At 63.1% G+C, this 25,757-nt stretch carries 25 protein-coding genes; 8 read left to right on the plus strand and 17 right to left on the minus strand.

The features are described 5' to 3' along the window. Nucleotides 1-169 precede the first annotated feature (169 nt). The gene (locus E6C76_RS01390; protein WP_136346479.1) at nucleotides 170-1,966 is read left to right on the plus strand and encodes a methyl-accepting chemotaxis protein; all 1,797 of its coding nucleotides are present in this window, start codon (nucleotides 170-172) and stop codon (nucleotides 1,964-1,966) included. 49 nt (nucleotides 1,967-2,015) lie between these two features. On the opposite strand, the gene E6C76_RS01395 is transcribed toward E6C76_RS01390, so the two are convergent. Then, on the minus strand, nucleotides 2,016-3,455 hold the full coding sequence (locus E6C76_RS01395) for an aminotransferase-like domain-containing protein (RefSeq protein ID WP_136346480.1): 1,440 nt from the start codon (nucleotides 3,453-3,455) through the stop codon (nucleotides 2,016-2,018). 146 nt (nucleotides 3,456-3,601) lie between these two features. On the opposite strand from E6C76_RS01395, the gene E6C76_RS01400 reads away from it, so the two are divergent. Beyond that, nucleotides 3,602-4,201, plus strand: a complete 600-nt coding sequence (locus tag E6C76_RS01400) for a LysE family translocator (protein WP_136346481.1) — start codon at nucleotides 3,602-3,604, stop codon at nucleotides 4,199-4,201. 19 nt (nucleotides 4,202-4,220) lie between these two features. Here the strand turns inward: E6C76_RS01400 and E6C76_RS01405 are convergent, their stop codons facing one another. After that, nucleotides 4,221-4,859 (minus strand): GDSL-type esterase/lipase family protein, encoded by a 639-nt coding sequence (locus tag E6C76_RS01405; RefSeq protein ID WP_136346482.1) that lies wholly within the window; start codon nucleotides 4,857-4,859, stop codon nucleotides 4,221-4,223. 37 nt (nucleotides 4,860-4,896) lie between these two features. Beyond that, nucleotides 4,897-5,325, minus strand: coding sequence for a hypothetical protein (locus tag E6C76_RS01410; RefSeq protein WP_136346483.1), 429 nt, complete (start codon nucleotides 5,323-5,325; stop codon nucleotides 4,897-4,899). A gap of 422 nt (nucleotides 5,326-5,747) precedes the next feature. Here E6C76_RS01410 and E6C76_RS01415 point away from each other — a divergent pair, with 422 nt between their 5' ends. Further along, nucleotides 5,748-6,749: an IS110 family RNA-guided transposase gene (locus E6C76_RS01415; RefSeq protein WP_230976121.1), complete on the plus strand. Its 1,002-nt coding sequence runs from the start codon at nucleotides 5,748-5,750 to the stop codon at nucleotides 6,747-6,749. Between the two features lie 282 nt (nucleotides 6,750-7,031). On the opposite strand, the gene E6C76_RS01420 is transcribed toward E6C76_RS01415, so the two are convergent. The 9 genes from E6C76_RS01420 to E6C76_RS01460 form a co-directional block, all read right to left on the minus strand. After that, nucleotides 7,032-7,700, minus strand: a complete 669-nt coding sequence (locus E6C76_RS01420; protein ID WP_136346484.1) for a hypothetical protein — start codon at nucleotides 7,698-7,700, stop codon at nucleotides 7,032-7,034. 127 nt (nucleotides 7,701-7,827) lie between these two features. After that, nucleotides 7,828-8,316: a DUF4365 domain-containing protein gene (locus tag E6C76_RS01425; protein ID WP_168734202.1), complete on the minus strand. Its 489-nt coding sequence runs from the start codon at nucleotides 8,314-8,316 to the stop codon at nucleotides 7,828-7,830. Between the two features lie 98 nt (nucleotides 8,317-8,414). Next, entirely contained in the window at nucleotides 8,415-8,807 is a 393-nt protein-coding gene (locus tag E6C76_RS01430) for a DUF3427 domain-containing protein (protein WP_136346486.1), read from the minus strand. Nucleotides 8,808-8,905: 98 nt separating this feature from the next. Then, nucleotides 8,906-9,265, minus strand: a complete 360-nt coding sequence (locus E6C76_RS01435) for a hypothetical protein (RefSeq protein WP_136346487.1) — start codon at nucleotides 9,263-9,265, stop codon at nucleotides 8,906-8,908. Nucleotides 9,266-9,359: 94 nt separating this feature from the next. After that, a complete protein-coding gene (locus E6C76_RS01440; protein WP_136346488.1) occupies nucleotides 9,360-10,169 on the minus strand; it encodes a restriction endonuclease in 810 nt (269 codons plus the stop codon). Nucleotides 10,170-10,567: 398 nt separating this feature from the next. Then, nucleotides 10,568-11,083, minus strand: coding sequence for a DUF2199 domain-containing protein (locus E6C76_RS01445; RefSeq protein ID WP_136346489.1), 516 nt, complete (start codon nucleotides 11,081-11,083; stop codon nucleotides 10,568-10,570). Nucleotides 11,084-11,177: 94 nt separating this feature from the next. Further along, a complete protein-coding gene (locus tag E6C76_RS01450) occupies nucleotides 11,178-11,471 on the minus strand; it encodes a hypothetical protein (protein ID WP_136346490.1) in 294 nt (97 codons plus the stop codon). A 121-nt stretch (nucleotides 11,472-11,592) separates the two neighbouring features. Beyond that, nucleotides 11,593-12,120, minus strand: a complete 528-nt coding sequence (locus E6C76_RS01455) for an HNH endonuclease (RefSeq protein ID WP_230976156.1) — start codon at nucleotides 12,118-12,120, stop codon at nucleotides 11,593-11,595. Nucleotides 12,121-12,824: 704 nt separating this feature from the next. Further along, nucleotides 12,825-15,614, minus strand: a complete 2,790-nt coding sequence (locus E6C76_RS01460; RefSeq protein WP_136346492.1) for an AAA family ATPase — start codon at nucleotides 15,612-15,614, stop codon at nucleotides 12,825-12,827. Here E6C76_RS01460 and E6C76_RS01465 point away from each other — a divergent pair. From E6C76_RS01465 to E6C76_RS01475, 3 genes are all read left to right on the plus strand, one after another. Continuing rightward, nucleotides 15,582-15,896 (plus strand): hypothetical protein, encoded by a 315-nt coding sequence (locus E6C76_RS01465; RefSeq protein ID WP_136346493.1) that lies wholly within the window; start codon nucleotides 15,582-15,584, stop codon nucleotides 15,894-15,896. The two genes, E6C76_RS01460 and E6C76_RS01465, sit on opposite strands and share 33 nt — an antisense overlap. Nucleotides 15,897-15,990: 94 nt before the next feature. Further along, on the plus strand, nucleotides 15,991-18,000 hold the full coding sequence (locus E6C76_RS01470) for a methyl-accepting chemotaxis protein (RefSeq protein ID WP_136346494.1): 2,010 nt from the start codon (nucleotides 15,991-15,993) through the stop codon (nucleotides 17,998-18,000). A gap of 32 nt (nucleotides 18,001-18,032) precedes the next feature. Beyond that, a complete protein-coding gene (locus tag E6C76_RS01475; RefSeq protein ID WP_136346495.1) occupies nucleotides 18,033-18,425 on the plus strand; it encodes a DUF2721 domain-containing protein in 393 nt (130 codons plus the stop codon). A gap of 88 nt (nucleotides 18,426-18,513) precedes the next feature. Here E6C76_RS01475 and E6C76_RS01480 read toward each other — a convergent pair whose 3' ends face one another. Together E6C76_RS01480 and E6C76_RS01485 are read right to left on the minus strand one after the other, a co-directional pair. Continuing rightward, entirely contained in the window at nucleotides 18,514-19,344 is an 831-nt protein-coding gene (locus E6C76_RS01480; protein ID WP_136346496.1) for an amino acid kinase family protein, read from the minus strand. Between the two features lie 9 nt (nucleotides 19,345-19,353). Further along, a complete protein-coding gene (locus E6C76_RS01485; protein WP_136346497.1) occupies nucleotides 19,354-20,166 on the minus strand; it encodes an amino acid kinase family protein in 813 nt (270 codons plus the stop codon). A 159-nt stretch (nucleotides 20,167-20,325) separates the two neighbouring features. On the opposite strand from E6C76_RS01485, the gene E6C76_RS01490 reads away from it, so the two are divergent. Continuing rightward, nucleotides 20,326-20,676 carry a DUF488 domain-containing protein gene (locus E6C76_RS01490; protein ID WP_211090075.1) on the plus strand — a complete coding sequence of 117 codons (351 nt, stop codon included), beginning with the start codon at nucleotides 20,326-20,328 and terminating at the stop codon, nucleotides 20,674-20,676. Between the two features lie 138 nt (nucleotides 20,677-20,814). Continuing rightward, nucleotides 20,815-21,789, plus strand: a complete 975-nt coding sequence (locus tag E6C76_RS01495) for an Rpn family recombination-promoting nuclease/putative transposase (protein ID WP_136346498.1) — start codon at nucleotides 20,815-20,817, stop codon at nucleotides 21,787-21,789. 181 nt (nucleotides 21,790-21,970) lie between these two features. On the opposite strand, the gene E6C76_RS01500 is transcribed toward E6C76_RS01495, so the two are convergent. The 3 genes from E6C76_RS01500 to E6C76_RS01510 all read right to left on the minus strand — a co-directional run bounded on the left by E6C76_RS01500 (nucleotide 21,971) and on the right by E6C76_RS01510 (nucleotide 25,741). After that, the gene (locus E6C76_RS01500; RefSeq protein ID WP_136346499.1) at nucleotides 21,971-23,314 is read right to left on the minus strand and encodes a TonB-dependent siderophore receptor; all 1,344 of its coding nucleotides are present in this window, start codon (nucleotides 23,312-23,314) and stop codon (nucleotides 21,971-21,973) included. Nucleotides 23,315-23,332: 18 nt separating this feature from the next. After that, a complete protein-coding gene (locus tag E6C76_RS01505) occupies nucleotides 23,333-24,337 on the minus strand; it encodes a TonB-dependent siderophore receptor (RefSeq protein ID WP_136346500.1) in 1,005 nt (334 codons plus the stop codon). A 105-nt stretch (nucleotides 24,338-24,442) separates the two neighbouring features. Beyond that, entirely contained in the window at nucleotides 24,443-25,741 is a 1,299-nt protein-coding gene (locus E6C76_RS01510; protein WP_136346501.1) for a sigma-70 family RNA polymerase sigma factor, read from the minus strand. Nucleotides 25,742-25,757: the final 16 nt, after the last annotated feature.

A 25,757-nucleotide genomic window follows, 5' to 3' on the forward strand; every position in this document is an offset into this window, starting at 1 on the left:
AGGACAATATTGTCGCAGGCAGGCATGATCCGGGCAAATCGGTGTGGCGCGCGCACCGCGGGTTCCCCGTTCCGGGCGGAGGGGTGATTGGAAAACGGCGCGCATGCGCTAAAGTCCGCGGTCGCGGTTCCGTTACATCGGGAAATACAAGACAGAGAGGAGATCTTCGATGAGCACCTTCTGGCGGCTCTACGAAGCGATTGAAAAAGCCTTCTGGAATTCGTTGACGAAGAAGCTGTGCAGCTTTCTGCTGCTGTTCTTCATCGACCTGTTCTATCTGGCCATCTACCTGCGGCAGAAGAACGAGGTGACCGGCCTGCTGGCGGCCGGCCAGGTGGCGCCGGAAACGGTGGAGCGCATCACCGCGTCGCTGGATTTCGGCCTGTACGCCATTCTCACGCTGAATGGCGTGGCGCTGCTGGTGAACGTCTGCCAGATCCTCTATCTGCGCTATCTGATCGTGCGCCCGGTGAAGGTCATCACCCGCATCTTCAACGAGATCGCGCGTGGCGAGGGCGACTTCTCGCGCGACCTGCCCAAGACCACCCATGACGAACTGCGCGACCTGGCCGAGAGCTACAACCGCTTCGCCCAGAAGATGCGCCAGATCATCAGCGAGGTGCGCACGATGAGCGTGCGCATCGCCTGCGAGGCGGTGCAGGTGAAGAGCAAGGTGGAAAGCTCGGCGCGCGACGCGAGCGAGCAGGGCCGCATGACCGAGGTGGTGTTCACCGCCAGCAGCGAATCCACGCGCGCCATCGAAGAGGTTTCCACCAGCACGCAGAACATCTCGGCCTCCACCAACGCCAACCTCGACATCGCGCGCGAATCCCTGCACGAGATGAAGGACATCGCCGGCAAGATCAACGCGGTGAGCGACAAGGTGGTGCAGTTCAACCACACCGTGGATGAGCTTTCGCAGCGCTCCGAGAGCGTCAAGCAGATCGCCTCGCTGATCCGCGAGATCGCCGACCAGACCAACCTGCTGGCGCTCAACGCGGCCATCGAGGCGGCGCGCGCGGGCGAGGCCGGGCGCGGCTTCGCCGTGGTGGCCGACGAGGTACGCAAGCTGGCCGAGCGGGTCAACAAGGCCACCGAGGAAATCCACGGCAACATCGGCGGGATGATCTCGCTGGTGTCGAGCACGCGCACCGAGAACGAGGTGATCAACGCCGACGTGCTGCAGACCCGCGAGGTGGTCGCACGCTCGGCCGAGCAGTTCGAGCACATGGTCGGCGAGTTCGAGGAAACCGGCGAGCGCTTGCTGCAGATCGCCGCCGCCATGGAAGAACTCACCGCCACCAACGGGCAGGTGCATGAAAACGTCAACGTGATCCATGAGCTGTCGGTTTCGGTGTCGCGCGACATGGAGGAATCCGAGGCGCGCACGCGCGATCTGGCACAGGCCACCGAGGCCGTGCAGGAACTGGTGGCGCGCTTCAAGATCGGCCAGGGTGCCTTCGATCTGGTGGTCGATCAGGCGCGTGTCTTCCGCGACGCCGTGCAACACGAGCTGGAAGACATGGCCGCCAGCCACATCGACGTGTTCGACCGCCAGTACCGGCCGATTCCTGGCACCAACCCGCAGAAGTACGAGGTGTCCTGGGGCACCGAGTACGGCCGGCGCTGCCAGCGTCTGCTGGACGACACCGTGGGCGGCATCGCCAAGGCAGCCTACGCGGTGGCGCTCAACGTGGACGGCTACCTCTCCGCGCACAACACCCGCTACTCCAAGCCGCTCACCGGCGACTACGAAACCGACCTGGTCGGCAATCGCACCTGCCGCAAGTTCGAAGCGCCGGCCGAGCGCCGCGCCGCGCAGAACGCCGAACCGATGCTGCTGCAGACCTTCCTGCGCGACACCGGCGAAGTGCTGTGCGACATTGCCATGCCCATCCACATCGGCGGGCGCCATTGGGGCAACGTGCGTGTGGGCGTGCCGGTGGATGCGCTCATCGGCAGTTGACCGCAGCGGCCGGCAAGGCGGACCTTGCCGGGTCCGCTTGCCGTGGTGTTCAGCCGTCCAGCTGGCGGGCGGCGAGTTTTCCAAGGGTGACCAGCGCGTGGATGTGGCGGTCGCTGAACGGGTAGCAGCCCGACAGGCGGATGTGCCGCGTATAGCGCCCCGAGGGTGAGAACAGCGTGCCCGGCGTGATGCTGATGCCGTGCGCCAGCGCCTCGTCGAACAGACGGTCGGCATCGCAGCCCTGCGGCAGTTCCACCCATACCAGAAAGCCCCCGGTGGGTTCCGTAGCCAGCGTGCCGGCGGGGAACACCTCGTCGATCAGGCCGCGCAGGCGGTCGATCTGCCCCGCATAGGTGCGCCGCAGCCGGCGCATGTGCTGAGCGTAGCCGCCATCTTCCAGAAACACCCCGATGGTTTCGCACACCACCGCCGGCTGGGAAACCGAAGAGCAGAACTTGAGATCCTCGATCTCGCGCTTGAAGCGCCCCGCATCCATCCAGCCCACGCGGAAGCCCGGTGCCAGCGTCTTGGTATAGGACGCGCACAGCAGTACCCAGCCGTCGCGGTCGAAGGCCTTGGCCGCCGGTTGCAGTGGCGCGGCGTATTGCAGCTCGGCGTACAGCGCGTCCTCGATCACCGGCACGCGGTACTCGTTGGCCAGCGCCGCCAGCCGGCGCTTGGATTCCAGCGGCATGCTGGTGCCCAACGGGTTGTGCACGTTGGGCAGGGCCACCACGGCGGCCACGCGCTTTTCCGACAGCAACAGCTCCAGCGCATCCATCGACATGCCATTCACCGGATGCGTGGGCACCTCGATGATGCGCAGACCCAGGCGCTTGGCGAGCGGAATCAGGTTGAAATAGGTGGGCGATTCCAGCGCGATGGAGTCCCCCGGACGGGTCACCGTGCGCAGGGCGAACTGCAGCGCTTCCATGCAGCCGTTGGTGAGGATGACGTCCTCCGCCTCCATGCTCATGCCCAGCGCCAGCGCATGGCGGGCGATCTCGCGGCGCAGGCGGATGGAGCCCGGCGGCATGGCGTAATCGCCGATCAGGCGCGGCTGGCGGCGGGCGGTATCGGCGAGCAGGCGGGCCAGCCGTTCGGCCGGGTAGAAATCGCTGCCCTTGGGGCAGGCGAGTGACAGGTCGACGTAATCCGCGTCGGTCTGCGCGGCCACCACCGCGGCAATGCGGTCCAGCACGGCGGTTTCCACCGGGCGCGCCTTCACCGGCCGGGCGCCGAAGCGCGGCGCCGGCGGCGCGGCCAGCCGCGAACGCACGAAGTAGCCGGACTGCGGCCGCGCCTCCACCAGCCCGCGTGCCTCCAACTGGCGGTAGGCCGCCAGCACGGTATTGATGCTTAGCCCACGGCTGCGCGCGGCTTCGCGCACCGAGGGCAGGCGCGCGCCGGCAGGCAGCCGGCCATCATTCATGGCGCCGCGCAGTTCATCGGCGAGGGTTTGATACAGCGGAGTCTGGATGGCTTCCATGGTTGGATACAGAGCGTGTGTGGAGGTTTGGATACAGTGTGGGTAGCTGCAAATTGTGACCAGTATAGAGATTATTTTCTGGCTCTGTAACTATCTTGCCGGGGGCTCTAAAGTGCGTCCAACAAGCGGTTTTGCTGGAGTACCCCATGATCGATCTGTCCCTGATGACCTACGTGGCCACCATGTCCGTGACCCCTGGCCCGAACAACCTGATGCTGGCCGCCAGCGGGGTGAACTTTGGCTTTCGCCGCACGCTGCCGCACATGCTGGGTATCAGCGTGGGCTATGCCTCGCAGGTCGTGGTGGTAGCCGCCGCGCTGGCCTGGGTGATGGTCTGGATCGACGCCCTGCGCCCCGCGCTGGTCGCCGCCGGCTGCACCTATCTGCTGTGGCTGGCGTGGCGTCAGGCCCATGCGGGGCAGCCCGGCGCGGGCGGGCGCGGCGCGCCGCTCGGCCTCACCGGTGCGGCGCTGTTCCAGTGGGTCAATCCCAAGGGCTGGATGATGGTGCTCAACGTGGTCATCCTGTTCCTGCCGCGTGACGCGGGCTGGGAAGCCATCGGCGGGCTGGTGCTGTGGTGCGTGCTGGTCAATCTGCCCTGCGTGGCCATCTGGGCGGTGGCCGGCGACCGCCTGCGCGCCCATCTGCGCGAACCGCGCATGCTGGCGCGCTTCAACTACACCATGGCCGCGCTGCTGGCGGGCACGGCGCTGTGGATCGCGCTGAGCGAGACCGTGCTGGCCTGAGCGGGGGATCTATCCGGCTTCAGTGCGCCAGCCAGCCGCGCTCGACCAGCGCATCGGCGATGCGTTCGGCCATGAAGGCGTAGCCGGCAGCGTTGGCGTGTACGCGGTCGGCGCGCAGTTCCGCGCGCGAGAGCGTTTCCGACACCGCGTCGGGCAACAGCGCCACGCCCTGCGCCTCGGCGATCTCGCGGTACAGCGGATGATCGGACAGACGGCCGACCAGCGAACCGCCCAGCGACGGCTCCGGAATCGCCACCAGCGCCACATGCGTAGCCGCCACGCGGCTTTCCTCCAGCATCGCCTCAATGTTCGCGCGGGTGCCGTCCAGCCCCTGGCGGCGCAGGAAGTCGTTGCCGCCGATAGCGACGATCACCGCCTCCGGGTGGTGTGTGTCGAGCAGGGCGCGCAAACGGCCGCGCGCATCGGCCGACGTGTTGCCGGGAATTCCCGCGTTGATCACCTCCCACCCGCTGCGCCGGGCCAGCTCCGCCGGCCAGGAAGTCTCGCGACTGGCTCCCGTGCCGGCCACCAGACTGTCGCCGATCACCAGCACGGTCGTACCGGTTGGCAGGGCGGACTGGCGAGGCTCGGAAGAGCCCCCGCAGGCGGTTAGCAGCAGGGGCGCGCACAACAGAAGGAACAGACGGCGCAGCAGCATCGTGGGGCTCCAGGCGGGAACGGACGGCTTTATCACATTAGCAAAGTGGGTTTTGGCTTGTCATGCAGGCTTTGCCGTGCCTGGGTCGTTCGGTCGCCCGGAGATAAAGCTGTTTGTAATAGTCGTATGCCACTTCATAAGGTTGGTTGGGCACGATCGAGCCATCTTCTTTCTCGCCGGCCAATGCCATCAGCAGCTGGAGTTCCTGTCCGCTGGCTTCGACAACATCCGGCCGCAGTGTCCCGAGCATTCGCCGAAATTCCTTGAGTGCCTTTTCCAGTATGGACGGCGGTGTAGTCGCGAAGCGGAGCCGGTTTTCAGCGACAGTCAGGACTTCTTCTTCCGTAAGACTCAACCTGTTTATGTACTTGCGTGCCCGATTGATGAAGGTTGAATGCCTTTTGTGCCGAGTCATGTACAGAATGCTTCGAGCAGCATCTGCTTCAACGTTCCGGTAGTTCGTCATCGTGGGAGCTCGCTTGCCGAAGGCAGGTGATGGCGGCTTGATGTATCCGATCAGCCGGGAGTATCGGAAGTACCGAGCAAGAATGAACTGGTCCTTCAGTTCTTCATCTTCCCGCTTGGAACCAATGTTAAAGATTGCCGTTACGAATAGTTTTCAGAGTGATTGTGGAGACACATAACGTGCAAGGTAAGGGGCGGGCCGCTTGCGGCGCGTCCAGTGGAGGCCGCAGGCCGGAGCGACCTTGACTGATGGGATGGACTCCCCCTCCTTTTCGGCGCCCAATTGGCATCACCGGTGCTCATGGGGATGGGGATCGGTCTTCAGGAGGAGGAGTCCGTCATGCATGCTACTACCGTTGCCGTTGATCTGGCCAAGAGTGTCTTTCAATCGGCCGTGGCCGATTCGTCCTGGCGCGTGACCGAATGCCATCGACTCACCGCACTCAGTTCGAGCGCTGGTTTGCGAATCGCAAAGTCTCGCTCGTCATCATGGAAGCCTGCGGTTCTGCGCATTACTGGGCGCGCTGGCTCAACTCGCTCGGCATCGAGGTGCGGTTGCTGCCCGCGGCCTATGTTCGCGCCTACGTCCGTCGCAACAAGACCGACGCGGCCGATGCCCGTGCGCTGCTCGAAGCGGCCCGCACGGCCAACATCGACCCGGTGCGCGTGAAATCGGTCGAGCAGCAAGCGCTGCAGGGCCTGCATCGGATTCGGTCGCTGTGGATGAGTACCCGTACTTCGCGCATCAACGCACTGCGTGGCTTCTGCCGGGAGTTCGGCTTGAGCATCCCGCAAGGCGCACGCACCGGCGTCGAGGCAATCCGCCGCGTGCTGGCCGATCCGCGCTCGCCGGTGCCCGCGCTGATCCGCGAAACGATGCGGCTGCTCATCGAGGAGATCCGCCTGCTCGAACAGCGCATCGCGCAACTGGAGCGGGAATTCACCGAACTGGCGCGGCACAGTGCCGCATGCACACAACTGATGTCGGTGCCGGGCATCGGCCTGCTGACCGCGACGGCGATGGTGGCGGCCACCGGTGGCGACGCGACGCACTTCAAGGATGCCCGCCATTTCGCCAGTTGGTTCGGGCTCACGCCCAAGGAGTATTCGTCGGGCAGCATCCGAAAGCTCGGCCGAATCTCGAAACGGGGAGATCGTTACCTGAGGATGCTGCTCACCCATGGCGCCCGGGCTGTGCTGCGGGCAGCGGCGCTGGCCCGCAATGCGAGCCGCCCCCTGGACGGCCTGCGAGCCTGGGCGACCGAGGTGCAGCACCGCACCAACCACAACAAGGCTGCCTGCGCGCTGGCCAATAAACTTGCCCGTATCTGCTATGCGCTCCTGCGCGATCACGCCGCGTATGGCAATCCGCCGCCTCGCCCGAACAAGAAGCTCGAACGCACCGCTTTCGCCATCGCTGCCTGATCGATTCACCCTTTCTCCTCACCCTTGCGCCGAGACTGATCGCTCATCATGGCAAACCGGGTCACACCCACGCGAACTGACGCCGATAACACTTCCGGCTCTCCAGCAGCCGCTTGTAGCGATTGGCGCATCGCGGGCAGATTCCATGTCGGCACGGGACATTCAGAACCCAACACAGATGCCGGATATACGACTGCAGGTGATTCATCCCGGAAAGCCAAAAGCATGATCCGTCTTGATTTACGGGGGAGTCCATATACGTAGGGTTAGGCAAATTCCTCATTATTGCTCTCTATCTTGAGGGGGCTTAATCCGGTCGCGTGTGGCATATGAAACTCCAGCGGCAGCTACACCGGTACCTACAAGAAGGGCTCCTAATATTTCACCCACATTAAATTCCACATTAACAGTCATTGACGCATTGAGGCCAATAATCGTAAGCCCTCCAATAAGCACTACGGATAGGCACAAAATTATCATGTAGGGCAAATTGATCCGCGTGTTTAAGCGATCCCAGAAAGTGACTTGGGCGGCGGGTTTTCCAAACTCAATCTGAGCCTCAAGCTCAGCGATTCTTTCCTTTGATTGCCAAGCCTCACGAGCTGATGTTGTTGTTTCAAACTCTTTGCCTATTCTTTCGAGAAAGTCGCTAACAGCTTTCTCGAAAACAGACTTTTTTTGTCGATCTGCCCACTCGATCGAATTCTCGCTGTGATTTTTGATCAGGATTTCAAGTTTCTCCTCATATCCCAGACGCTCACGATGCGTTTGGTAACTTGAGGAATGGCGATTTTCATCCTGAGAAAATATCCCGGAAATATGTTTGGTTGAGATCATGCGAATAAGCTCGGCTGCTTGCTTCGTGTGGTCGAAGCGACCCCGACCACTGCGGAACTGTTTAATCAAGTAGTCTGATACCAATCGCGCAATATCGTCTTCTAGGTTGCTCATTATATTGATCCGTTGTTGTTTTCCTAACGCTTGACGTGAGGAGTCGCCGTAGCGGCGAAGCCGCGAAGGGAACCCACAAGCGCAGTTTGTGGGCGGTCCCTCTCGACGGAATTGTTAGCCTCATTCACTATTGTTTCTCGATTTCGCGCACCCGCATTGCAGCCAGCTTTCTATCTGTGACGCTTCGAACATACTGCTGCACTTTTTGCCAAGGAGCAGAGGACAGGCGATTGGCTTTGGGTATGTGCACAGTGAACGACTCTTGATCTTGAGGTGGATTGGGGATGTCTTTAAAAAGTAGCCAATAGGCCTCTTTCTCACTCTCAACAAATTTCACCAACATGTCTACTTGCAGCTTTTTCCAAAGCAAATTGTAGGTAGCCACCTTGAGTCGCACGACCTCCGACTCTCCCGCAGTTGACTTTTTAGAGGCTTTAAGTTGAACAAGCAACTCTAGCCCTGTTGCGTGGCGGCCTTCAAATAGGTCGACTCTAAGATCAACGCCATAGTCGTTCGCTGGCTTTTCCGCAGCCCAATTATTCGGCAGATGATCCAGGAAGAATCGTTCAGACAATTCCTCTAATTGATGCGATTCACTACGAATTGGAAATTTCATAGGTTGCATGACGGAAGGAGCTAGAGGCTAATATTTGAATTCAGCGGGTGGGAAAGCATAGATTTTTGACGATTCTCTGGAATTTGTTGGCATAGTGCTTACAAAACCACGAATTTGAAGTGGCTGGGGCGATCACTGCGAAGAGCATGGTTTGACACCTTGAGGCGACCACAATAGGTGAAGTCGGTGTGATGCCGCTCTCGGTGGAATAGGTGAATTTCTTCACCGTTTGCCTCTGCGTTGATCATTCTATCTTCAGCAAAATGATCTGTTGGGCCTTCCCATTCGAGCGTATTGCCAGATAATCGGTCGGCGTACTGTTCGGCCGATGATTGCTTTTCTTCTGTGACGAAGAGAACGATTTTGTTGTCGTTGCGCGGGGTGACAACGCCGCGCGCGATGGCGTGAAAGCTTGTGTAGCCCCACAACTCGGCTAACGTTTGACGGGAGTAGGTGGAGCCCTTTGTGATTTTAACGAAAGAGATAGGCATAGTTGTAGATGTGCGATGGCTAACGTAGAGCTAACCGGCGCTGCGCGGCTTTATCGCGCAGCGTCCAGCGACCAAAGGGAGCGAGGTTGAGCGCCATGTTAGGAATCTGCTTGAATAGTCGGTGCTGCAAAATGGCTTGCGACGATTCTTGAAAAAGATAGCAAGCCAGCCGAAACTAAGTAGGCAAACGACATTAAATAGAGTGTGATGGATTTTTCTATGCCGGGTTGGCCAGTGGCCATTACGAAAACAATCATTGTTCCACCAGCCGCTAGCAAGACAGCTAAGGTCCAGCGAGCCCAGTTTTTCCCTTTGAATAGAAACCAGCAAAGAAAACAGTTAACAAATAGCCTCCCAATATCCTTTGGCTCTGGTGACGGAAGCCAACTTAGCACTGAGAATACGATGATAACGGCAATTATCGAAACGACGATGCTCTTGGCAGAAAGGGTGTTCATTGTGATTCCTAACGTTTGAATTCACCGGCCTGCGCGGCTTTTCGCGCAGGTCCGGTGGAATGATGGGTTCGGCATCGCATGCAGCAAGACATGACTAGCTCGACCCTTCGAGAAGCATTTCAGATAGCTCTGTGGTCGGGAGCCAGATTCCTTCGACGCTTTCAAGATAGTTCTGACACAGAGAGACAATTTTGTTCTGACCCGCAATCTTGACGGTGTGCTGCTCCACTTCGGTTCGCCCACTCAGAACGTTCCCAGTAAACCCCGAGGAAGAGACAAGCAGTCCCTTGGTGCTTTCCCCTGCTTTGGCTACCACATCGACCAAGGCCGATAGCACTTTGCTTCCGGGCTTCTTCCCGCCCGCGAGCCAGTGTTTCACCTCAACCAAGAAGACTTTGGTTTCGCCGCATTCATCGCTTTCAAGTCGAAGATCAAAACCTCTGTCTTTCCCCGACCGAGTTAATTCAGTCCTGAATCCAAGACGTTCGAATACCTCGCGCATGACTCGCTCTAAGTCTCTCCACTCAACGTCACGGAGGCATTTGGGATTCTCGGCGATCTCCAACGCAATTGCCTTCATTGCTGTTCGAACGATTACTTCAAGCCGAGATGAAGCCTTTACGTCAGGTTCTTGGCTTTTCTTCGATGTCGCCTCGCTCAAGTAACGTTTGAGTCGAGGCATGCCACCTGCCGAGAAGACGATTCGCCCCTCGGCCTCTAAAGCGGCTGCACGCTCTCTTGTGAAGCGCCAAGATTGACCTTGCGGGGGCAAGTGACCATGCCATTCATATTGCAGTGTTGGCCGATCAAATGACGACGTGACATCTGAAAGGATATATGGCCCTCTTGGGTCATTGTCCGGGTTCTTGTAACGAGCATCAGGTACGGATTCTCTTGAATTCATGGGGCCGGTTACGGTGCTTATAGAGATGCCGAACGTGGAAGTAAGCCGACGGCAAAAGCGCAGCTTTTGACGGTCGGCTTGACTGCAGAGTTAGCACAAACGAAGGCCAAATTGGTTCTGGATGGCACTGCGTCTGTGGTGGCTTGAACGCGGTTGTGGCACGGCGCCGCAGCAGACGACAACGCCCAGCGTTTATTCGTGGCACCAGCCTTGAAGCCACAACGTGCGATTGCGTGCGGAGGTTCAGTGTGGAAACGCGATGGGCGACCTGCACGACGGACAGGCACCATGAAAAACGGCGGTTGAGTTTTCGATGCTGTCGCCATTGGATTCATCTGAACAGTGCTAACGCTTGAATTAAGCCGACGCCACTTGTGGCGTTCGGCTTGAATGAACTGTTAGCTGCGCCCATGCATGGCCTCTTCTGCGATGCTCTGTGCTTCTCGGACAGTCAGGCCATGATGGTAGTGGACGGCTAGCAGGTGATCACTTGGTTGTAGTTCTAAGTAGGGACGAGCACCGCCATTCCGAGGCCGGACATTTGTCTTGAGGTTGATTGTGTCAGGGTAGTAGGGAAGGCGGTTGCAGAACCAGCCAAAATAGCTGTCAGACTCATCATGCTCGCCCCAAGTTGATGTGTACTTGTCAAAGCTCTCTTTGCTAAGCGAAACCCAGACACCCCAAAGGAACGGCTCTTCAGTTCCCTGGATTGGAAGCTCCAAAACAACCCGAGCAAAGTAGTCTGTGCCTTCGGGGTGCTCGATCTTGCAAAAGTCATCATTGATCTGAGCAATGGATTGCTTGTCATGATCTGACAAGTGGTCAAAGGGCATTGGGGTCTTGTACCCGAAGCTGGGCGAACCCTCATGGAGTTTCCCGCAGCAAGAGCATGTGAATGCAAAGATCGCGGCCATGTCTGTTAGCAGCTAACGTTGGAGGTAAGGGGCGCGGAGCCGGCTTGCCGGCGGAGCGTCCCGCTTGACCGAAGTGTTAGGCCGATAGCGGAACTCAAACATCTTCAAATCCTTCAAGTTCTGGTTCTTCATAAACGAGCAGCTTGTACCTGGACTGGAGTATGTCAAGGACTTGCTGAACATGCGCGCCAGGCTTGTTCGATTTAACTTGATGCGTCATGGAAGAGAAGGTGTCAATTGCCACTTTCTCTTCGCCATCGAAGATCCATATCCAAGAATCGCCTTGAAGTCCGCTCTTTACCTCAGAAAAACGAGAGCTCACAAAACCCACTAACTCAGCATGAATATCTGAATATCTTTCGGAGTGCTGAAGGTCGGCAAAGATCATCGTTTCCTCGGTGGTTCGGTACGCAGCCTAACGTAGAGCTAACCGGCGCTGCGCGGCTTTATCGCGCAGCGTCCAGCGACCAAAGGGAGCGAGGTTGAGCGCCGGGTTAGAAGCTGGTGATTCAAAGCGCATAAGTTACCTTGTTTTCTTTGACGATGACCTTGCCTGTTGATTGCAATTGCTGGAGCAATGAAGCCAACTCAGCTTTGGATACACCTTTGGGGTAAAGCGAGGTGACAGTGCTCGTAAGCGTCTTGAGAGTGCGCGGCTTAGAATTGCCTCGCTGCTTCAGATTGGCGACAACGAAAGCCAGTTTGTCGTCTTTGGTTTTGGCGGCGGCTAGTGCTTTGGGTTGAGCTTTAGGTTTGGCTTGGGGCACGGCAGTGGGCGGAGCCTTCGATGGAGTAGCAGTCTTGGCAGAACCGGCACCGTTCGGGCACTTGAATTGCCCTTTTTGATTGAGAACAACCTGAAATTTCTCTTTGAGTGACATGCTACCGAGCAGTGCGTTGACTGACTTGCAGCATGCGACGCAGTTTTCGTCGTTGTTGCTCCCACCATTGGAGCTGGCTAACAAATGTTCAACGCTTTCCTCAGCCTTTGGCAGCGGTTGCTTGCAGAAGAAACACAGCCCTCCTTGGACAAACATCAAGCGGTCAAGTGGTTTCGTAGGCATAAGCTTCTAACGTGGAAGTAAGCCGACGGCAAAAGCGCAGCTTTTGACGGTCGGCTTGACTGCAGAGTTAGCACAAACGAAGGCCAAATTGGTTCTGGATGGCACTGCGTCTGTGGTGGCTTGAACGCGGTTGTGGCACGGCGCCGCAGCAGACGACAACGCCCAGCGTTTATTCGTGGCACCAGCCTTGAAGCCACAACGTGCGATTGCGTGCGGAGGTTCAGTATGGAAACGCGATGGGCGACCTGCACGACGGACAGGCACCATGAAAAACGGCGGTTGAGTTTTCGATGCTGTCGCCATTGGATTCATCTGAACAGTGCTAACGTGTTGTAGACAGCATATTTGCTGTGTAAGTGGAAGAAGTGACGGATAAGTCAGCTGTCGCTGCACGCACAACTTCCATAAGAAACAACGCTGTATTCTCTGTGCTGTGCTTGCGGACAGTACATACGCCGCAGACAAACCGATCATTTCGTCCTGCTTGGTTGCATGCAGTAGGTCGAGGTGTTAGGACGGCGCTGATGCATGCGTAATGCCGCCAAGCATAGCGTAAGTTTCATGTCATGGCGGCTTCGGTTGGTGCTCTACATCTGTTTAGCCTAAGAGCACCTTAACGCCTGGCGGGCGTGCGGGAGCCCTCCGGCAGCGGGCTTGCTGCCGGAGGGGTCGATGCCTTACACCGCCCGTGCCAGTATGCCGATAGTCGGTGCCCAGTCATCGCCCGGTTTCTTTTTGCGCGTCACCAGCGTGAGCTGCGCGGGGGCGAAGACGTTGGCGTTGTGGGTGACTGGCGTGGTGATGAGGTATTGCGCACGGGTGGCGCGCAGGAAGGTGCCGACGCGGTCGATGTTGGCGACGTCCAGGTGGGCGAAGGGTTCGTCGATGAACACGAAGCCGCCGGGGCGGGCATCGTCCATCAGCAGGGCGATGAGCAGGATCAGCGATTTCATCACCTGCTGGCCGCCGGAGGCTTCGCCGTCGTTGAGGCCCACGGCGCCCTTGCGGTCGAAGTCGAAGCGCACTTCCAGGCCGGCCTGGGCGAGCGACAGGTCGTCGGCGCCCAGCGCGGGCGGCGGGCAGTCCACGCCCACGCCGGCCAGTTCGCCCAGCGCCTTCAGGTTCTTGCCGTACTGGCGCACGGTGGCGCGCAGTTTGGCGATGTAGGCGTTGCGCGCTTCTTCGGTGAGGCGGCGGGTGGTGGCGCAGTAGCCCTGGCGTTCGCGGTAGTCCTGCTCGCGCTTGTTCACGTCCGCCTTGAGGCGTTCGGAGACGGTGAGCACGGCGGGGTCGGTGACCCAGTCGCCTTCGGCCAGCCGGGTGCGCAGGCGGTCGCGTTCGCGGCGGGCGCCGGCGGCGGATTCGTATTTTTCCGCGAGCAGGGCGATTTCCGCCGGATCGCGCCAGTGCGCGGGCATGCCGCGGCGCAGGCTGCGCAGGCGCTTCAGGCGCTGGGCCTGGGCGTGGCGGCGCGGTGCGGTGTCGCGGTCGAGTTCGGCCAGGCGCTGTTCGATGGCGTTGAGTTCGCGGCCCCGGCGTTCGATTTCGATCTGGATGCCGGCAAGCTGGCCGCCCACCTTTTCCTGCAGGGCTTCGATTTGGCTGCGTGCTTCGCTGGCGGTGGCCAGTTCGCCGCGCGCCTGCGGCAGTTCGGCTTCCGCCGCGGCGTAGGCTTCGGCCTTGGCGGCGAGCAGCTGGGCGGATTGCAGGCCGAGCAGGCGGGCACGCAGCGCGGTGAGGCGATCGGCGGCTGCCTGCACTTGCGGGCGCGCTTCGGCGAGCTGGCGGTCCAGCTCGCGGATGTCTTCTTCCAGTTGGGCGATGCGCGCCTGGCGGGCCAGTTCGCCGAAGTGGAAGTCCGCCGGGCGGCCCAGGTGGCGGGCGCCGCGCCGTTCGCGGTGGTAGGCGTCGCGGGTGATCCATTCCACGTCGCGCGGCAGGTTGCGCGCGGCTTCCACGCTATCGACGCGGCGGATGCGGTTGATCAGGTCTGTGAGCCAGCGCGGCACCGGGGCGCTGAAGTTGACCACTTCGGCGAGGCTTTGCGCGCGCGCAGGCGGGGCGCTTTCGCGCTCGGGCACGACGAAGTGGCGGAAGCGTTCGCGTTCGCCCAGCGCCCAGGCGGCGTGGCGGTCGGCTTCGCGTTCCAGCAGCACGACGTGGCGGTAGGGGCGCAGCACGGCTTCCAGCGCGGCCTGCCAGGCGGCGTCAGTGACTTCGACGACTTCCGCCAAGCCCTGGTGGGCGATGCCCTGTTCATCGAGGAGTGCCCGGAAGCGCGCGACTTCCGGATCGCTGGGCGCGCCACCGCGGTTCTTGGCGGTACGCAGCGCGTCGGAGCGTTCCTCGAAGCGGCCGACCAGTTCGCGCTCGCGCGCACGCAGGCGGGCGAGGGCGGCTTCGGCTTCTTCGTGTTCGCGTTCCAGCGCCACGGCGTCGGCGCCGTGTTCGGTTTCGAGCTGGGTACGCAGGGCCGCGCGTTCGGCCAGCAGTTTTTCCAGGTCGCGCACGCGGTCGCGGGCGGCGAGGTAGGCGGTTTCGATGCCCTGGCCGTCCTGCTTCAACCGGGTGCGCTCGGCCTCGGCCGCGCTTTTCTCGGCGCGCACTTCTTCCAGGCGGTGCAGGCCCTGGCGGCGTTCGGTGTGGCGGGCGGCGCGCTCGGTTTTCTCGGCGGCCAGTTGCTGGCGTTCAGCACCGGCGTCGCGGGCGAGCTCGGCGGCTTCCAGGCGGGGCACGATCTCGGCTTCCAGCGCGTGGGCTTCGTCGGCGAGTTGCTTCCACTGCAGGTAGTTGTCCGCTTCCAGGCGGCGGGCTTCGGCCTGGGCGCGCAGGCGGTCCAGGTCCAGGCCCAGGTCATCGAGTTCGTGCTCGGCGCTCTTCTGTTCCTCGCGCGCGGCTTCGTAGTTGTCCAGCACCTCCTTGTCGCCGAACACGTCGAACACCAGTTCCAGCAGGGCCTTGGGCGAGTATTCGCACAGCTTGTCGGTGTCGCCCTGTTCCAGTGCCAGCACCTTGGCGATGGCGGGGGTCAGGCCGCCCCAGGCCAGGCGGCTCTGGTAGTCGCGCAGGCCGATCCAGTCCTCGGTGCGTTCCAGTTCCTCGATGGGCACGTCGCCATCGACGATGGTGTAGTCGCGCGTCCATTCGCCGCTGGCGCGGCGGATGCGGCAGGACAGGGTGACTTCGTCGTGCAGGCAGGGGAAGAAGGGGCGCCGCCCGCTGCTGCCGGGCTGGTTGGCGACCACGGCGCGGATCCACGCGAAGCTGCGGTCGGCGCGGCGCACGTAGCGGCGGAAGTCGCGCTTGCCCGAGCAGCGCAGCGCGAACAGGGTGCGCAGGGCGTCGAGCAGGGTGGTCTTGCCCGAGCCGTTGGGGCCGACGATGGTGATGATCTGGGCATCCAGCGGCAGCGAGAAGCGGCGCCAGTAGTCCCAATGGACGAGTTCGAGTTGCTTGATGTGGAACATGTCGGGTTCGGAGCAAAACTGCGCGTGATGCGGCGAAAGGCCGCCATGTTATCCCATGCGGAGCCTGGAAAACTGCGTGCCATGGGCACCGCCGCTCCCGCGCTGCTTTTTTCTGCCATCCTGCTGTCGCTGCCGGCGTTTACCGACCGCTCCTACTCCCCGGCCCAGTTGATCCGGCAACGGCATGCCTCGCTTCCACCAATGCGCCGTCTGTACTGGCGGGCGGCATGTTTCATGCATGTACGGGTTTCCCGACGCTCTGGTGGTTTCATGAAATGTTGATGGAGCTATAAAGAAAGCATGGTGGCGAGCCGATTAGTCTTGCGGGATGCCCGGCGCATGCCCCTCCTGTTTTTCATATCGGAGCCGAACGGCCATGATTCTTCCCGTCCGTATATCGCACCGCCTGTCGCTTGCCTGCGTCTTGCTGCTGGTCGCCACGGCCCTGGCGGTTTTCCTGGTCATGGCGGTGCGCGGACAACCCCGGGTGGTGGCCGAGAGCGCTGCCCTGATCGAGCAGACCGGCAATGCCACCGTACGCCAGCTGGGCCTGCAGCTTGCCGCCATCGAAGGGGTCACTTCCAGTCTGGCCAGCGTGGTCGAGGCGCTGCCGAAGGACGAGGCGCTGTATCTCGCCACCCTGCCGAACATCATCGACCATCAGGGCGACGGCGGCATTGCCGGCGGTGGTGTCTGGCCCGAGCCCGGCGCCTTCGACGAGAGCCGGCAGCGGCGCAGTTTCTTCTGGGCGCGCGACGGCAATGGCCGGCTGGCATATTCCGATGAATACAACGATCCCGCGGGAGCCGGCTACCACGGCGAAACGTGGTACACCGCGGTGCGCGACGGCAAGCCCGGGCATTGCGTGTGGTCCGAAGCCTATCGGGACGTGGTGAGCGGCGTGCCGATGGTGACGTGCAGCGTGGCCTACCGGCAGGCGGGGCGTTTTGCCGGCGTGGTGACGCTGGATTTGCGCCTGGACGACGTGGCGCGTTTTCTCCGTGATCAGGGCAGCGTCACCGACGGTTATGCCTTCGCCCTCGATCGGGACGGCAACGTGCTGTACTTTCCCGATGCTGCGGACACGCACCAGAACGAAATGCTTGCCTTCCAGGCATTGACTGCCGCGCGTCCGTGGCTGGGGCCCGTCGCAGCCGCGCTGGACGCTGCGGGAAACGGGAAAAATGTGCGCAGCGTCGATCTGGCGCACGACGGCCATCTGGGCAGCGCCAGCCGTGTCAGCCTGTTCCGCATGCCGGGGAGCGACTGGACCGTGGGCATCGTGACCCCGCAGCAGCGGGTCACCGGGCTGGCCCGCACGCTGACCTGGGAGATCCTGCTGTTCCTGCTTCCGCTGCTGGCGTTTCTGCTGTTCTTCGCCTGGCTGGCGGGAAAGCGGCTGATCGCCCAGTTGGATGAGACGACCGCGCAGATCGATGCGCTCGGCAAGGGAGGCACGGGTGGCACAGGCGAAGGCCTCCGAATCGAGCGCGACGACGAGGTGGGGGCCTTGCGCCGCGCGGTGAACAATTATGCGGGGCAGTTGCGAGCCATGCTGGAGGCGATTTCCGTCGAAGCCCAGCGCTTGCAGCGGGAAGCGACGCAACTGGCCCGGCTCAGCGAAACCCTGGCCGGACGCGCCGACCAGCAGCGCCAGGAAAATACCGGCCTGGCCGAGGCGATCTCCGAAATGTCGTCGAGCGCGCAGGATGTCGCGAGCAATACCAGCGATTGCGCCACCACCGCGCAAAGCTCGCTCGGCGTGGTGCAGGAAGGCCAGCAACAGGTGGCCTCGAACAGCCGGATCATCCAGGCACTGTCCGAGGACATGGATACGGTGGCCCAGGTGATCGCGCGCCTGGATCAGGATAGCCGCCAGGTCGGGGCGGTGCTCGATGTGATCAAGGGCATTTCGGACCAGACCAATCTGCTCGCGCTCAATGCCGCGATCGAAGCGGCACGCGCCGGAGAACAGGGACGGGGTTTTGCCGTCGTGGCAGACGAAGTGCGCACGCTCGCCGGGCGTACCCAGACGTCGGCCAGCGAGATCAGCGGTGTCGTGCATGCATTGCAGCAGGCCGCCCAGGAGGCCGTTCACACCATGCAGACCAGCGAGGCGCATGCCAACGAAGCGGTGAATGCGGCCGAAGGGGCCGCACAGGCGCTATCCACCACCGTCCAGAGTTTCGACGACATTTCGCAGCGCGCCCAACAGATTGCCGTGGCGGCCGAACAGCAAAGCCGCGTCACCTTGCAGATCAACGAACTGGCCACGCGCATCAACGCGATCAGCGAGGAGAACGCCCGCGACGCGCATGCGCTGAGCAACGTCGGCAAGGAGATGGAAGCGCTGGCATCGCGCCTGGCCACGTTGAGCCGGGGATGAACGGCGTGCGGCGGCGGGATACACTGCGCGGCATGGACATCACGACCCCCGCGTTGCTTTTTCCCGCCATCTCGCTGTTGCTGCTGGCGTATACCAACCGCTTTCTCACGCTCGCCCAGGTGATCCGCCAGCTGCACGCCTCGCCCAACCATGCCAGCCCGCTGGTGATGCGGCAGATTCCGGGGCTCAAGCGGCGCATCCACCTCATCCAGTGGATGCAGACCTTCGGGGTGCTGAGCTTTCTGGTGTGCGCGCTGTCCATGCTGGCGCTCTACCTGCATGGGGAGGAAGCCGGCAAGGTGCTGTTCGGCGTCAGCATCGTCACCCTGGCGGTGTCGCTGGTGCTGTCGCTGATCGAGGTGCTGATTTCCACCAACGCGCTGTCGGTGGTGGTGGAGGACATGGAGCGCGGCGGCGGAGCTTAACCGGGCTGCCGCAAACAGCAAAAGGAAACGCGCCGCTGACACCCGCCCGAAAGGGCGGAGGCCAGCGGCGCGTTACTTTGCGCGCTGCTCAGGCCGCGCTGGCGGCGGTGTGGATCAGCGTGCCGACGTGTTCGCCGCGCAGGGCGGCGGTGAGCCGGCCCGGCACCAGCCCGTTGACCACCTGCACGCGTTCGATGTGGCGCGCGTTGGCCATCACTTCCGGCAAGGCGCGGTCCACCGGCAGGGTGCCGGGCTGCCGCAGCAGCGCCGCCGCGTCGACTTCCGCCAACAGTCGGGCCTGCCCGCCTTGCGGGCCGTTCGGGTCTTCACTGTAGATGCCATCCACGTCTTCCACGATGGTCAGCCCGGCCGCGCCCAGCGCGTCGGCGAGCAGGAAGGCGCCGGTATCCGCGCGGTGCGGCGGAATGCGCGAACCGGGGAATTCATGGTGGTGATAGGGCGGGAAGGCGCTGCCGACCACGGCGCGCGCGGCCTGCAGGTGGATGGCCAGTTGGCTGGCGATGGTGGGGTGCTCGATGTAGGACACGCCTTCCGGGGCCAGCAGCGAGGCCAGGATGTGGCCGTTCTGCCCGGCCTCGCTGGCCGCCAGCGGCGCGAGCGAGCCCACCGGCAGGCCCAGATCCAGGCCCACGCCATACACGTGGCGGGCGCGGATGCCGGCGCCGGTGAGGATCAGCAGGCGGTGTTCGGGCAGCAGTCGGCGGATTTCCTCGACCAGCGGAAGGATGGCCTCGGCGCCGCGGTCGATGATGCGCCCGCCGATCTTCACCACCTGCAGCCACGGCAGGATGCGGATCGGCCGCACGCCGGCGACGGGCTTGGTGAGGTTGCGGTCCTGCAGGGTCTGGCGCGCCAGCGCCGAGGCGACGTGCTTGATGGTATTGGTGTTGTCAGCCATGGCGGTTCCTTAGCGCGCGGTGATCAGGGTGCCGACGTGCTCGCCTGCGAGCGCGCGGGTCAGGTTGCCGGGGACCAGGCCGTTGATGACCTGCACCTCGCGCACGTGCTGCGCGTTCTGCAGCAGGTCGAGCACGGGGAATTCCAGGATGGAATCGTGCAGCCCCCTGGCCTTCATTTCCTCCACGGAAATCTTCGGAATGAAGGTGGGGTTCTTCGCCGTCTTGGGGTTCTCGGTATACAGGCCGTTTTCGTCCTTCACGTAGATCATCGCCTTGCAGCCGAACTGTTCGGCCATCAGGAAGCAGCCCGCGTCGGTGCGGTAGGGCGGAATCACCCCTTCGGCGGACGGGCGCATCCACAGCTTGTAGGGCGGCATGCCGCTGAAAATCACCGCATTCACCTCGGCCAGCGACAGCGGCACGGCGGACAGCCCCGCGCCGCCGACCACCGGAATGCCGTGCTTGGCGAGCAACTGGCCGAGCATGGCGGCATTCTGGTCGGCCACCGAGGAGCCGAGCTGGGCGAGCACGCCGGCCGGCAGGTTCAACCCGGCGGCGATGGAGTACAGGTGGCGGGCGCGGGTGCCGGCGCCGGTGCCGATGAGCAGCTTGTGCGTGTCGCGCGCGGCGACGATCTCATCGACCAGCGGGTACAGGCCGGCGCGGCCGCGGTCGATGATGCTCTGCCCGCCGATCTTGATCACCGTGGCGTCCGGCAGGATGCGGAAGTCGGCGGCCTGGGCCGTGGCGTCCAGAAGCTGCGCGTCGGTCAGCGAGCGCTGCATGAGGAGCGTTTCGAGCTCTGTTGTGGTGTCGCTCATGGGGAATCCTTGCGTGGGGGGGTGTGCTCTGCGGCATGTCACGCCGGGAGCGTAGGGCAGAGCGTTGTAAAGATTCAACCACACGAGGCCAACAGCGCCGCCGTGCTGGCGGGCCGGGGAGAACCCTGCGAGGATGCGGGGAGCGACAGGGGAAAGGCGATGAGAATTTCCATCAAGCGCGTCTATGCGGACGCCGACGGCGCGGACGGCATGCGGATTTTGGTGGATCGCATCTGGCCCAGGGGGTTGACCCGCGACGCGGCGAAGGTCGATCTGTGGCTCAAGGAGGTGGCGCCCTCCGGCGAACTGCGCAAGTGGTTCGGCCACGATCCGGACAGATGGGCGGCCTTCCAGGAGAGATACCGGGCCGAACTGGCCGGCAGCGCCGCGCTCGCCGAGTTGCGGGGCATCGTCGCCGGGCAGAAGGCGGTGACCCTGGTCTATGCGGCCCGCGACGAGGCGCGCAACAATGCCGTCGTGCTGCGGCAGGTACTGGCGGAAGAGGCCTGACTCGAAACGGCGGAAACCGCTGCTTTCTTGTGTGCTGCCGCCAAGGGGCAGGCGGCAAAGAGCGGCTGAATAATGCATGGTGGATTTTGTTGTATTGTTTTGGCATTATTCGTGTCCTCCGCGCATGTTTCATCTGCCATGTCCGGCCAGCCTGCCACCCCCTACGACGGCCTGTACAAGCAGCTGTTCTCCCACCCGCAGATGGTGGAGGCCCTGCTGCGCGGCTTCGTGCGTGAAGACTGGGTGGCACAGCTGGACTTCGGCACGCTGGAAAAGCCCAACGGCCAGTACGTCAGCGATGAGTTGCTGCAACGCGCCGACGACGTGATCTGGCGCGTGCGCCTGAACCTGCCCGACGGGCGCAGCGAATGGCTGTACCTTTACCTGCTGATCGAATTCCAGAGCCGGGCCGATCCGTGGATGGCGCTCCGTATGCTCACCTACGTGTGCCTGCTGTACCAGGATCTCATCAAGAGCGGCCAGATCGCCCGCGGCCGCAAGCTGCCTCCCGTGCTGCCGCTGGTGCTCTACAACGGCCAGCCGCGCTGGCGCCCCACGCGCGAACTCGCCCACCTCATCGCCGCCCCCGTCGGCCTGGCGCGCTGGCGGCCATCCTTCCGCTATCACCTGCTCGACGAAGGGCGGGTGGCGGACGAGGAACTGCGGCGCCTGTCGGGCAACCTGCTGGCGCTGCTGATCCGCCTGGGAAACACTCCCGAAGCCCCCGCCATCAGCGTAGCCACCCGCGAATTGGTCCAACACTTGAAAGGCCCGCAGTACGACAGCCTGCGCCGGGTGTTCGTGGTGTTCTACAATCGGATCATCCTTCGGAAACTGAACCCCGGCGAACCCATCGAAGAATTCACCGACTTGCAGGAGATCGATAGCATGCTGGCCGAACGTATCGAACAATGGACCCGGAGGTGGATGCAGGAAGGCCGTCAGGAAGGCGCTGCCAAGACCCTGGAGCATCTGCTGAGCCTGCGTTTCGGCGAACTGCCGGACTGGGCGGCGGCACGGCTGGGGCGGGCCACGGAGGCGGAGCTGGAGCAATGGACCGAGGCCGTACTCAGTGCCGACAGCCTGGAAGGGGTGCTGGGCAAGCCGGAATAGCGCAGGCCGCAGCCCAACGACGAACCGCCGGGCCTGCGCGAGCAGCCCGGCGGTTCGTTTTTGTGTGCCTTCACTGTACATGTCGTTTGAGACGGCGAAAAAGGCACTTTTCATACGAATTGTTGCATTTCGGCAAGTGGAATGCCCCGCTGCGTGCGTATGAACGGGGCGCTCCAGGTGGTCAGAAACGGTATTTCAGCGTGGCGTAGAGATTGCGCGGGGCGCCGTAGTAGTGCGAGGAAGGATATGTGTAGTAGATCTTGTCGAACACGTTGTTCAGCCGCAGCGCCAGGCTCAGGTGATCGTCGAAGGCGTAGTTCGCCATCAAGTTGACCAGCGCATAACTTTTCTGTGAGAACTGAGTGCCTGCCGAGGCGAGATAGGTTTCGCTTTGCCAGAGCACGCCGCCGCCCACGGTCAGGCGGTTCAGATTGGCCGGCGTCCAGGTGGTGAACAGCTTGACCTGGTGCTTGGGCATATGGGTGTTGAGTCGCTGGCCGCTGCTGTCCCTGAGCACCGTGCGCGTGTAGCCGCCCTGCATCTGCCAGCCTGGTGCCAACTCACCGGCAACTTCCACATCCAGGCCGCGGACCTTGGTGTCGTCCGCGGCGACGTAGGCTTGGCCGCCCTCGGAGGTCTGGTTGTTGCCGTCGGCCACCGCCAGATTGTCCTTGCCGGATCGGAAGACAGCGGCACTGGCATTCAGCCGGCCGCCGAACCATTCGCCCTTCAAGCCCAGCTCCAGATTCTTGCCCGTTTCGGGGGCCAACAAGCGGCCATTGACGTCTTTGGTGCTCTGCGGATTGAAGATCTCGGTATAGCTGACGTAGGCGGAAACCTGCCTGGTCAAGTCGTACACGATGCCGGCATAGGGTGTGAAGACGCTGCTTTCCTTGCGGTCATCGGTCACGGCGCCATCGCGGAGTGCTCGCGTTTTCCAATTGCTCCAGCGCGCGCCGACGATGAAGGACAGGTCATCGGTGGCGTGCAGGTGTGTGGCCAGGTAGGCACCCGACTGCTTGGTTCGGGTGGCCGATGAATAGAACGTATACGCGGACCAGTCCGGCTCAGGGTAACCGCTGCCATCCCAGCCCAGCACCTGTACGCTGTCGCCGGTATCCCAGACATTGAGGCCACGAGTCTTGAGGTCCGTATCAGAAGCATTGAACCCCGCCACCAACTCATGTTGCCGACCCCACAGCGTATAGCGCCCGTTCAGCCTGGTGTCGAGCGCATCGCCACGGCTTTCGGAGAGGTTGTTGCGCAGCGACATGATGCCCATGCCGTCCAGTGCCAGGGGAGGGGCAAGAAAGCCTCCTGCTATGCCGGTTTTGAATGCCCAGTCCCTGCTGCTGTGGCTGTAGGCCAGCTGGGCCTGCCAGTCTTCGTTGAAGCGGTGCTCCAACGCGGCTGAAAGCGTTGTGCGCTTGTTGTGCCAGTTGCTCCAGTCGGTCGTGGGATTGTTGTTGCGGGAGAAGGGCGTGGGGCTACCGTCGGTGAACACGCGGGTGAAGCCCATTTGCATGGCGGCGTCATGAGCCGTTTAGCGGGCATGCTCTAGGCTCAGGGTCAGCATGGTCCTGTCGCCCAGGTCGGCTTCCAGCACGCCGTAGGCCACGCTGTGGTAGCCCTGGTAGCGATCCGACCAGGAACCGCCTTCATCGTAGGCCGCCACCAGTCGGCTGCGCAGCGAGCCGGCGGCGTTCAGGGGGCCGCCCACGTCGGCCACACTGCGCCGCTGGCTCCAGCGGCCCATGCTTTGCTCCACGGAGGCCTGGAACTCATGAGTGGGGCGCTTGCGTATCAGGCTGATGCTGGCGCTGGGATCGCCCGCGCCGGAGAGCAGGCCGGTGGCGCCGCGCACGATGGCAATGGAGTCGTAGATCGCCGTATCCAAGGCTGCGCCTCCGCCCCAGCCATTCAAGGCCCAAGCATCGGAGGGCACGGTCACGCCATCGATCTGGTAGCTGTTGACACGGTAGCCCCGCGCGTAGGCCGACGAGTTGCTGCCACCCACTGCGGGACCCGTCCACAGGTGATAAATCCCAGGGGTCTGCTCGAACACTTTCTCGATCGAATCTAGCGCCTGATCGTCCAGCCGCTGCCGCGTCACCACCGTCACCGACTGCGGCGTCTCGCGCAGCGACAGGTTCAGGCCGCTGGCGGCAGAGGTGCTCCCCGTCGTATAGGAACCCGTGCCTTCGGTCCGCCCGCCGCGCTCGTGCGTGGCGCTGACGGTGACGGCGGGCAGCGTGGCCGTGCGGGGTGCTGTTTCGACGATCAGGGTGTCGCCTTCGATGCGGGCCTGCAGGCCCGTGCCGGCCAGCAGTTGGGCGAGGGCGGCCTGCAGGTCGGGGGCGTTGCTGATGCTGCGGGCTTGCTGGCCGGCGACGAGGGTGGGGTTCGTGACCAGTTGCAGGCCGGCGGCGCGGGCGAGTTGGCCCAGGGCCAGGTCGAGAGCCTGGGCGGGCTGGTCGAAGGGGGCGGCGGAGGCGTGGCTGCCGAGGGCGAGCAGGACGGTGGCCAGCAGAGGCTTGCATCGTTTCATGGCGGAACGGTTCCCATGGCGGTTGAAGGAAAAAGGGGCTTCAGCCGGTAGAACGTTCCGCGGGGATCAAGCCATCAAATTTTTTGCGTGTCTCCGGCAAGCGCCTCAGCGGCGGGTGATGAGCAGGGCGCCGTCGTCGGCGGTGGCGATGCGGATGGGCAGGCTGCGGGCGAGCCGATGCAGCCAGGCTTCGCCGTCGGCGATGCGCACGCGGCCGAGCACGGGCAGGCCGGCGGCGGCGGGGCTGACGTGGATGGGCTGCGGGCGGTAGCGGGCGAGGCGCTCGGCGACGAGGCCGAGGGGGACGTGGTGGAAGTCGAGCCAGCCGTCGCGCCAGGGGGCGACGGCGGGGGAGCCATGTGCGGCGTCGAGGGGGACGGTGGCGCCGATGAAGCCGGCCCCGGCCTGCACGCTGGCGTGCTGGTCGGCGCCCAGTTCGCGTGTTTCGCCATTGGGGGCCTGGATGCGTACGCGCCCGGATTCGACGTCCACGCGCACGCGCTGGTCTTCGATGTCCACGGCGAAGCGCGTGCCGAGCACGGTGAGGCGCATGCCGAGGGCGTCCACGGTGAAGGGGCGGCCGTCCGTGGCGATGCTGAAATAGGCGCCGCCCTGGTGCAGCGTGGCGCTGCGGCGGGTGGAGTAGTAGGCAACGTCGAGGCGGCTGGCGGCGTCGAGCAGCAGGGTGCTGCCGTCCGGCAGGGCCTGGCCGTGGAACTGGCCGGCGGCGGTGGCAAGGCGGTACTGGTCGATGGGCACCCAGTGGCGCCAGGCCTGCCACAGCGCGGGCAGGGCGAGGGCGCCGGCGGCGGCGCCGAGCAGGCGGCTGAGGTTCTGGCGGCGGCCTTTGCGCGGCGGGGCTTCTTCGCCGCGCCAGGCGTGCAGGGCGCGTTCGATGCGGTCCATGGCGTGCCGGATTTCGCGTTCCACGGTGGGGATGGAGATGCCGTGGCGTTCGGCCAGCTCCTTCTGGCTGAGCGCTTCCATGCGATGGGCGAGGAAGATCTCGCGGGTGCGCCGGGGCAGGGCGTCGAGGCAGCGGCCGACTACGTCGAGGGCTTCGGCATGCAGGTGGCGGCGGTCGACGTCCAGGGCGGGGTCGCTGGCCTGGGTGGCGGCTTCGTCGTTGCTGACGAAGCGCTCATGGGTGCGCTGCTGGTGGCGCTGGTGGTTCACCGCGAGGTTGGCCGCGGTGGCGAAGATGTAGGCGCGGTAGTTGTCCGAGTTCCGCTGCGCATCGTTGCCCAGGGGGTCGCCGGCCTTGCTGGCGAGGGCGAGCCAGGCGTCGTGCGCCAGGTCGCGCGCGGTGTTCTTGCAGCCGGCGCGCCGGGCAAGAAAGCGGATCAGGGCGTGGTAATGGGCCTGATAGTGCGGCAGCAGCGGATGGTCCGGCGACGAGGACATGGGGAGTCGATATGGA

The organism is Pseudothauera nasutitermitis, from assembly GCF_004801295.1.
Lineage (GTDB): Bacteria > Pseudomonadota > Gammaproteobacteria > Burkholderiales > Rhodocyclaceae > Pseudothauera > Pseudothauera nasutitermitis.

What these genes read in the sequence shown, in the direction of transcription:
- E6C76_RS01390 (WP_136346479.1), top strand. Translation starts at nt 170, where the DNA reads ATGAGCACCTTCTGGCGGCTCTACGAAGCGATTGAAAAAGCCTTCTGG.
- E6C76_RS01395 (WP_136346480.1), bottom strand. Translation starts at nt 3,455, where the DNA reads ATGGAAGCCATCCAGACTCCGCTGTATCAAACCCTCGCCGATGAACTG.
- E6C76_RS01400 (WP_136346481.1), top strand. Translation starts at nt 3,602, where the DNA reads ATGATCGATCTGTCCCTGATGACCTACGTGGCCACCATGTCCGTGACC.
- E6C76_RS01405 (WP_136346482.1), bottom strand. Translation starts at nt 4,859, where the DNA reads ATGCTGCTGCGCCGTCTGTTCCTTCTGTTGTGCGCGCCCCTGCTGCTA.
- E6C76_RS01410 (WP_136346483.1), bottom strand. Translation starts at nt 5,325, where the DNA reads ATGACGAACTACCGGAACGTTGAAGCAGATGCTGCTCGAAGCATTCTG.
- E6C76_RS01415 (WP_230976121.1), top strand. Translation starts at nt 5,748, where the DNA reads ATGCCATCGACTCACCGCACTCAGTTCGAGCGCTGGTTTGCGAATCGC.
- E6C76_RS01420 (WP_136346484.1), bottom strand. Translation starts at nt 7,700, where the DNA reads ATGAGCAACCTAGAAGACGATATTGCGCGATTGGTATCAGACTACTTG.
- E6C76_RS01425 (WP_168734202.1), bottom strand. Translation starts at nt 8,316, where the DNA reads ATGAAATTTCCAATTCGTAGTGAATCGCATCAATTAGAGGAATTGTCT.
- E6C76_RS01430 (WP_136346486.1), bottom strand. Translation starts at nt 8,807, where the DNA reads ATGCCTATCTCTTTCGTTAAAATCACAAAGGGCTCCACCTACTCCCGT.
- E6C76_RS01435 (WP_136346487.1), bottom strand. Translation starts at nt 9,265, where the DNA reads ATGAACACCCTTTCTGCCAAGAGCATCGTCGTTTCGATAATTGCCGTT.
- E6C76_RS01440 (WP_136346488.1), bottom strand. Translation starts at nt 10,169, where the DNA reads ATGAATTCAAGAGAATCCGTACCTGATGCTCGTTACAAGAACCCGGAC.
- E6C76_RS01445 (WP_136346489.1), bottom strand. Translation starts at nt 11,083, where the DNA reads ATGGCCGCGATCTTTGCATTCACATGCTCTTGCTGCGGGAAACTCCAT.
- E6C76_RS01450 (WP_136346490.1), bottom strand. Translation starts at nt 11,471, where the DNA reads ATGATCTTTGCCGACCTTCAGCACTCCGAAAGATATTCAGATATTCAT.
- E6C76_RS01455 (WP_230976156.1), bottom strand. Translation starts at nt 12,120, where the DNA reads ATGTTTGTCCAAGGAGGGCTGTGTTTCTTCTGCAAGCAACCGCTGCCA.
- E6C76_RS01465 (WP_136346493.1), top strand. Translation starts at nt 15,582, where the DNA reads ATGGACGAGTTCGAGTTGCTTGATGTGGAACATGTCGGGTTCGGAGCA.
- E6C76_RS01460 (WP_136346492.1), bottom strand. Translation starts at nt 15,614, where the DNA reads ATGTTCCACATCAAGCAACTCGAACTCGTCCATTGGGACTACTGGCGC.
- E6C76_RS01470 (WP_136346494.1), top strand. Translation starts at nt 15,991, where the DNA reads ATGATTCTTCCCGTCCGTATATCGCACCGCCTGTCGCTTGCCTGCGTC.
- E6C76_RS01475 (WP_136346495.1), top strand. Translation starts at nt 18,033, where the DNA reads ATGGACATCACGACCCCCGCGTTGCTTTTTCCCGCCATCTCGCTGTTG.
- E6C76_RS01480 (WP_136346496.1), bottom strand. Translation starts at nt 19,344, where the DNA reads ATGGCTGACAACACCAATACCATCAAGCACGTCGCCTCGGCGCTGGCG.
- E6C76_RS01485 (WP_136346497.1), bottom strand. Translation starts at nt 20,166, where the DNA reads ATGAGCGACACCACAACAGAGCTCGAAACGCTCCTCATGCAGCGCTCG.
- E6C76_RS01490 (WP_211090075.1), top strand. Translation starts at nt 20,326, where the DNA reads ATGAGAATTTCCATCAAGCGCGTCTATGCGGACGCCGACGGCGCGGAC.
- E6C76_RS01495 (WP_136346498.1), top strand. Translation starts at nt 20,815, where the DNA reads ATGTCCGGCCAGCCTGCCACCCCCTACGACGGCCTGTACAAGCAGCTG.
- E6C76_RS01500 (WP_136346499.1), bottom strand. Translation starts at nt 23,314, where the DNA reads ATGCAAATGGGCTTCACCCGCGTGTTCACCGACGGTAGCCCCACGCCC.
- E6C76_RS01505 (WP_136346500.1), bottom strand. Translation starts at nt 24,337, where the DNA reads ATGAAACGATGCAAGCCTCTGCTGGCCACCGTCCTGCTCGCCCTCGGC.
- E6C76_RS01510 (WP_136346501.1), bottom strand. Translation starts at nt 25,741, where the DNA reads ATGTCCTCGTCGCCGGACCATCCGCTGCTGCCGCACTATCAGGCCCAT.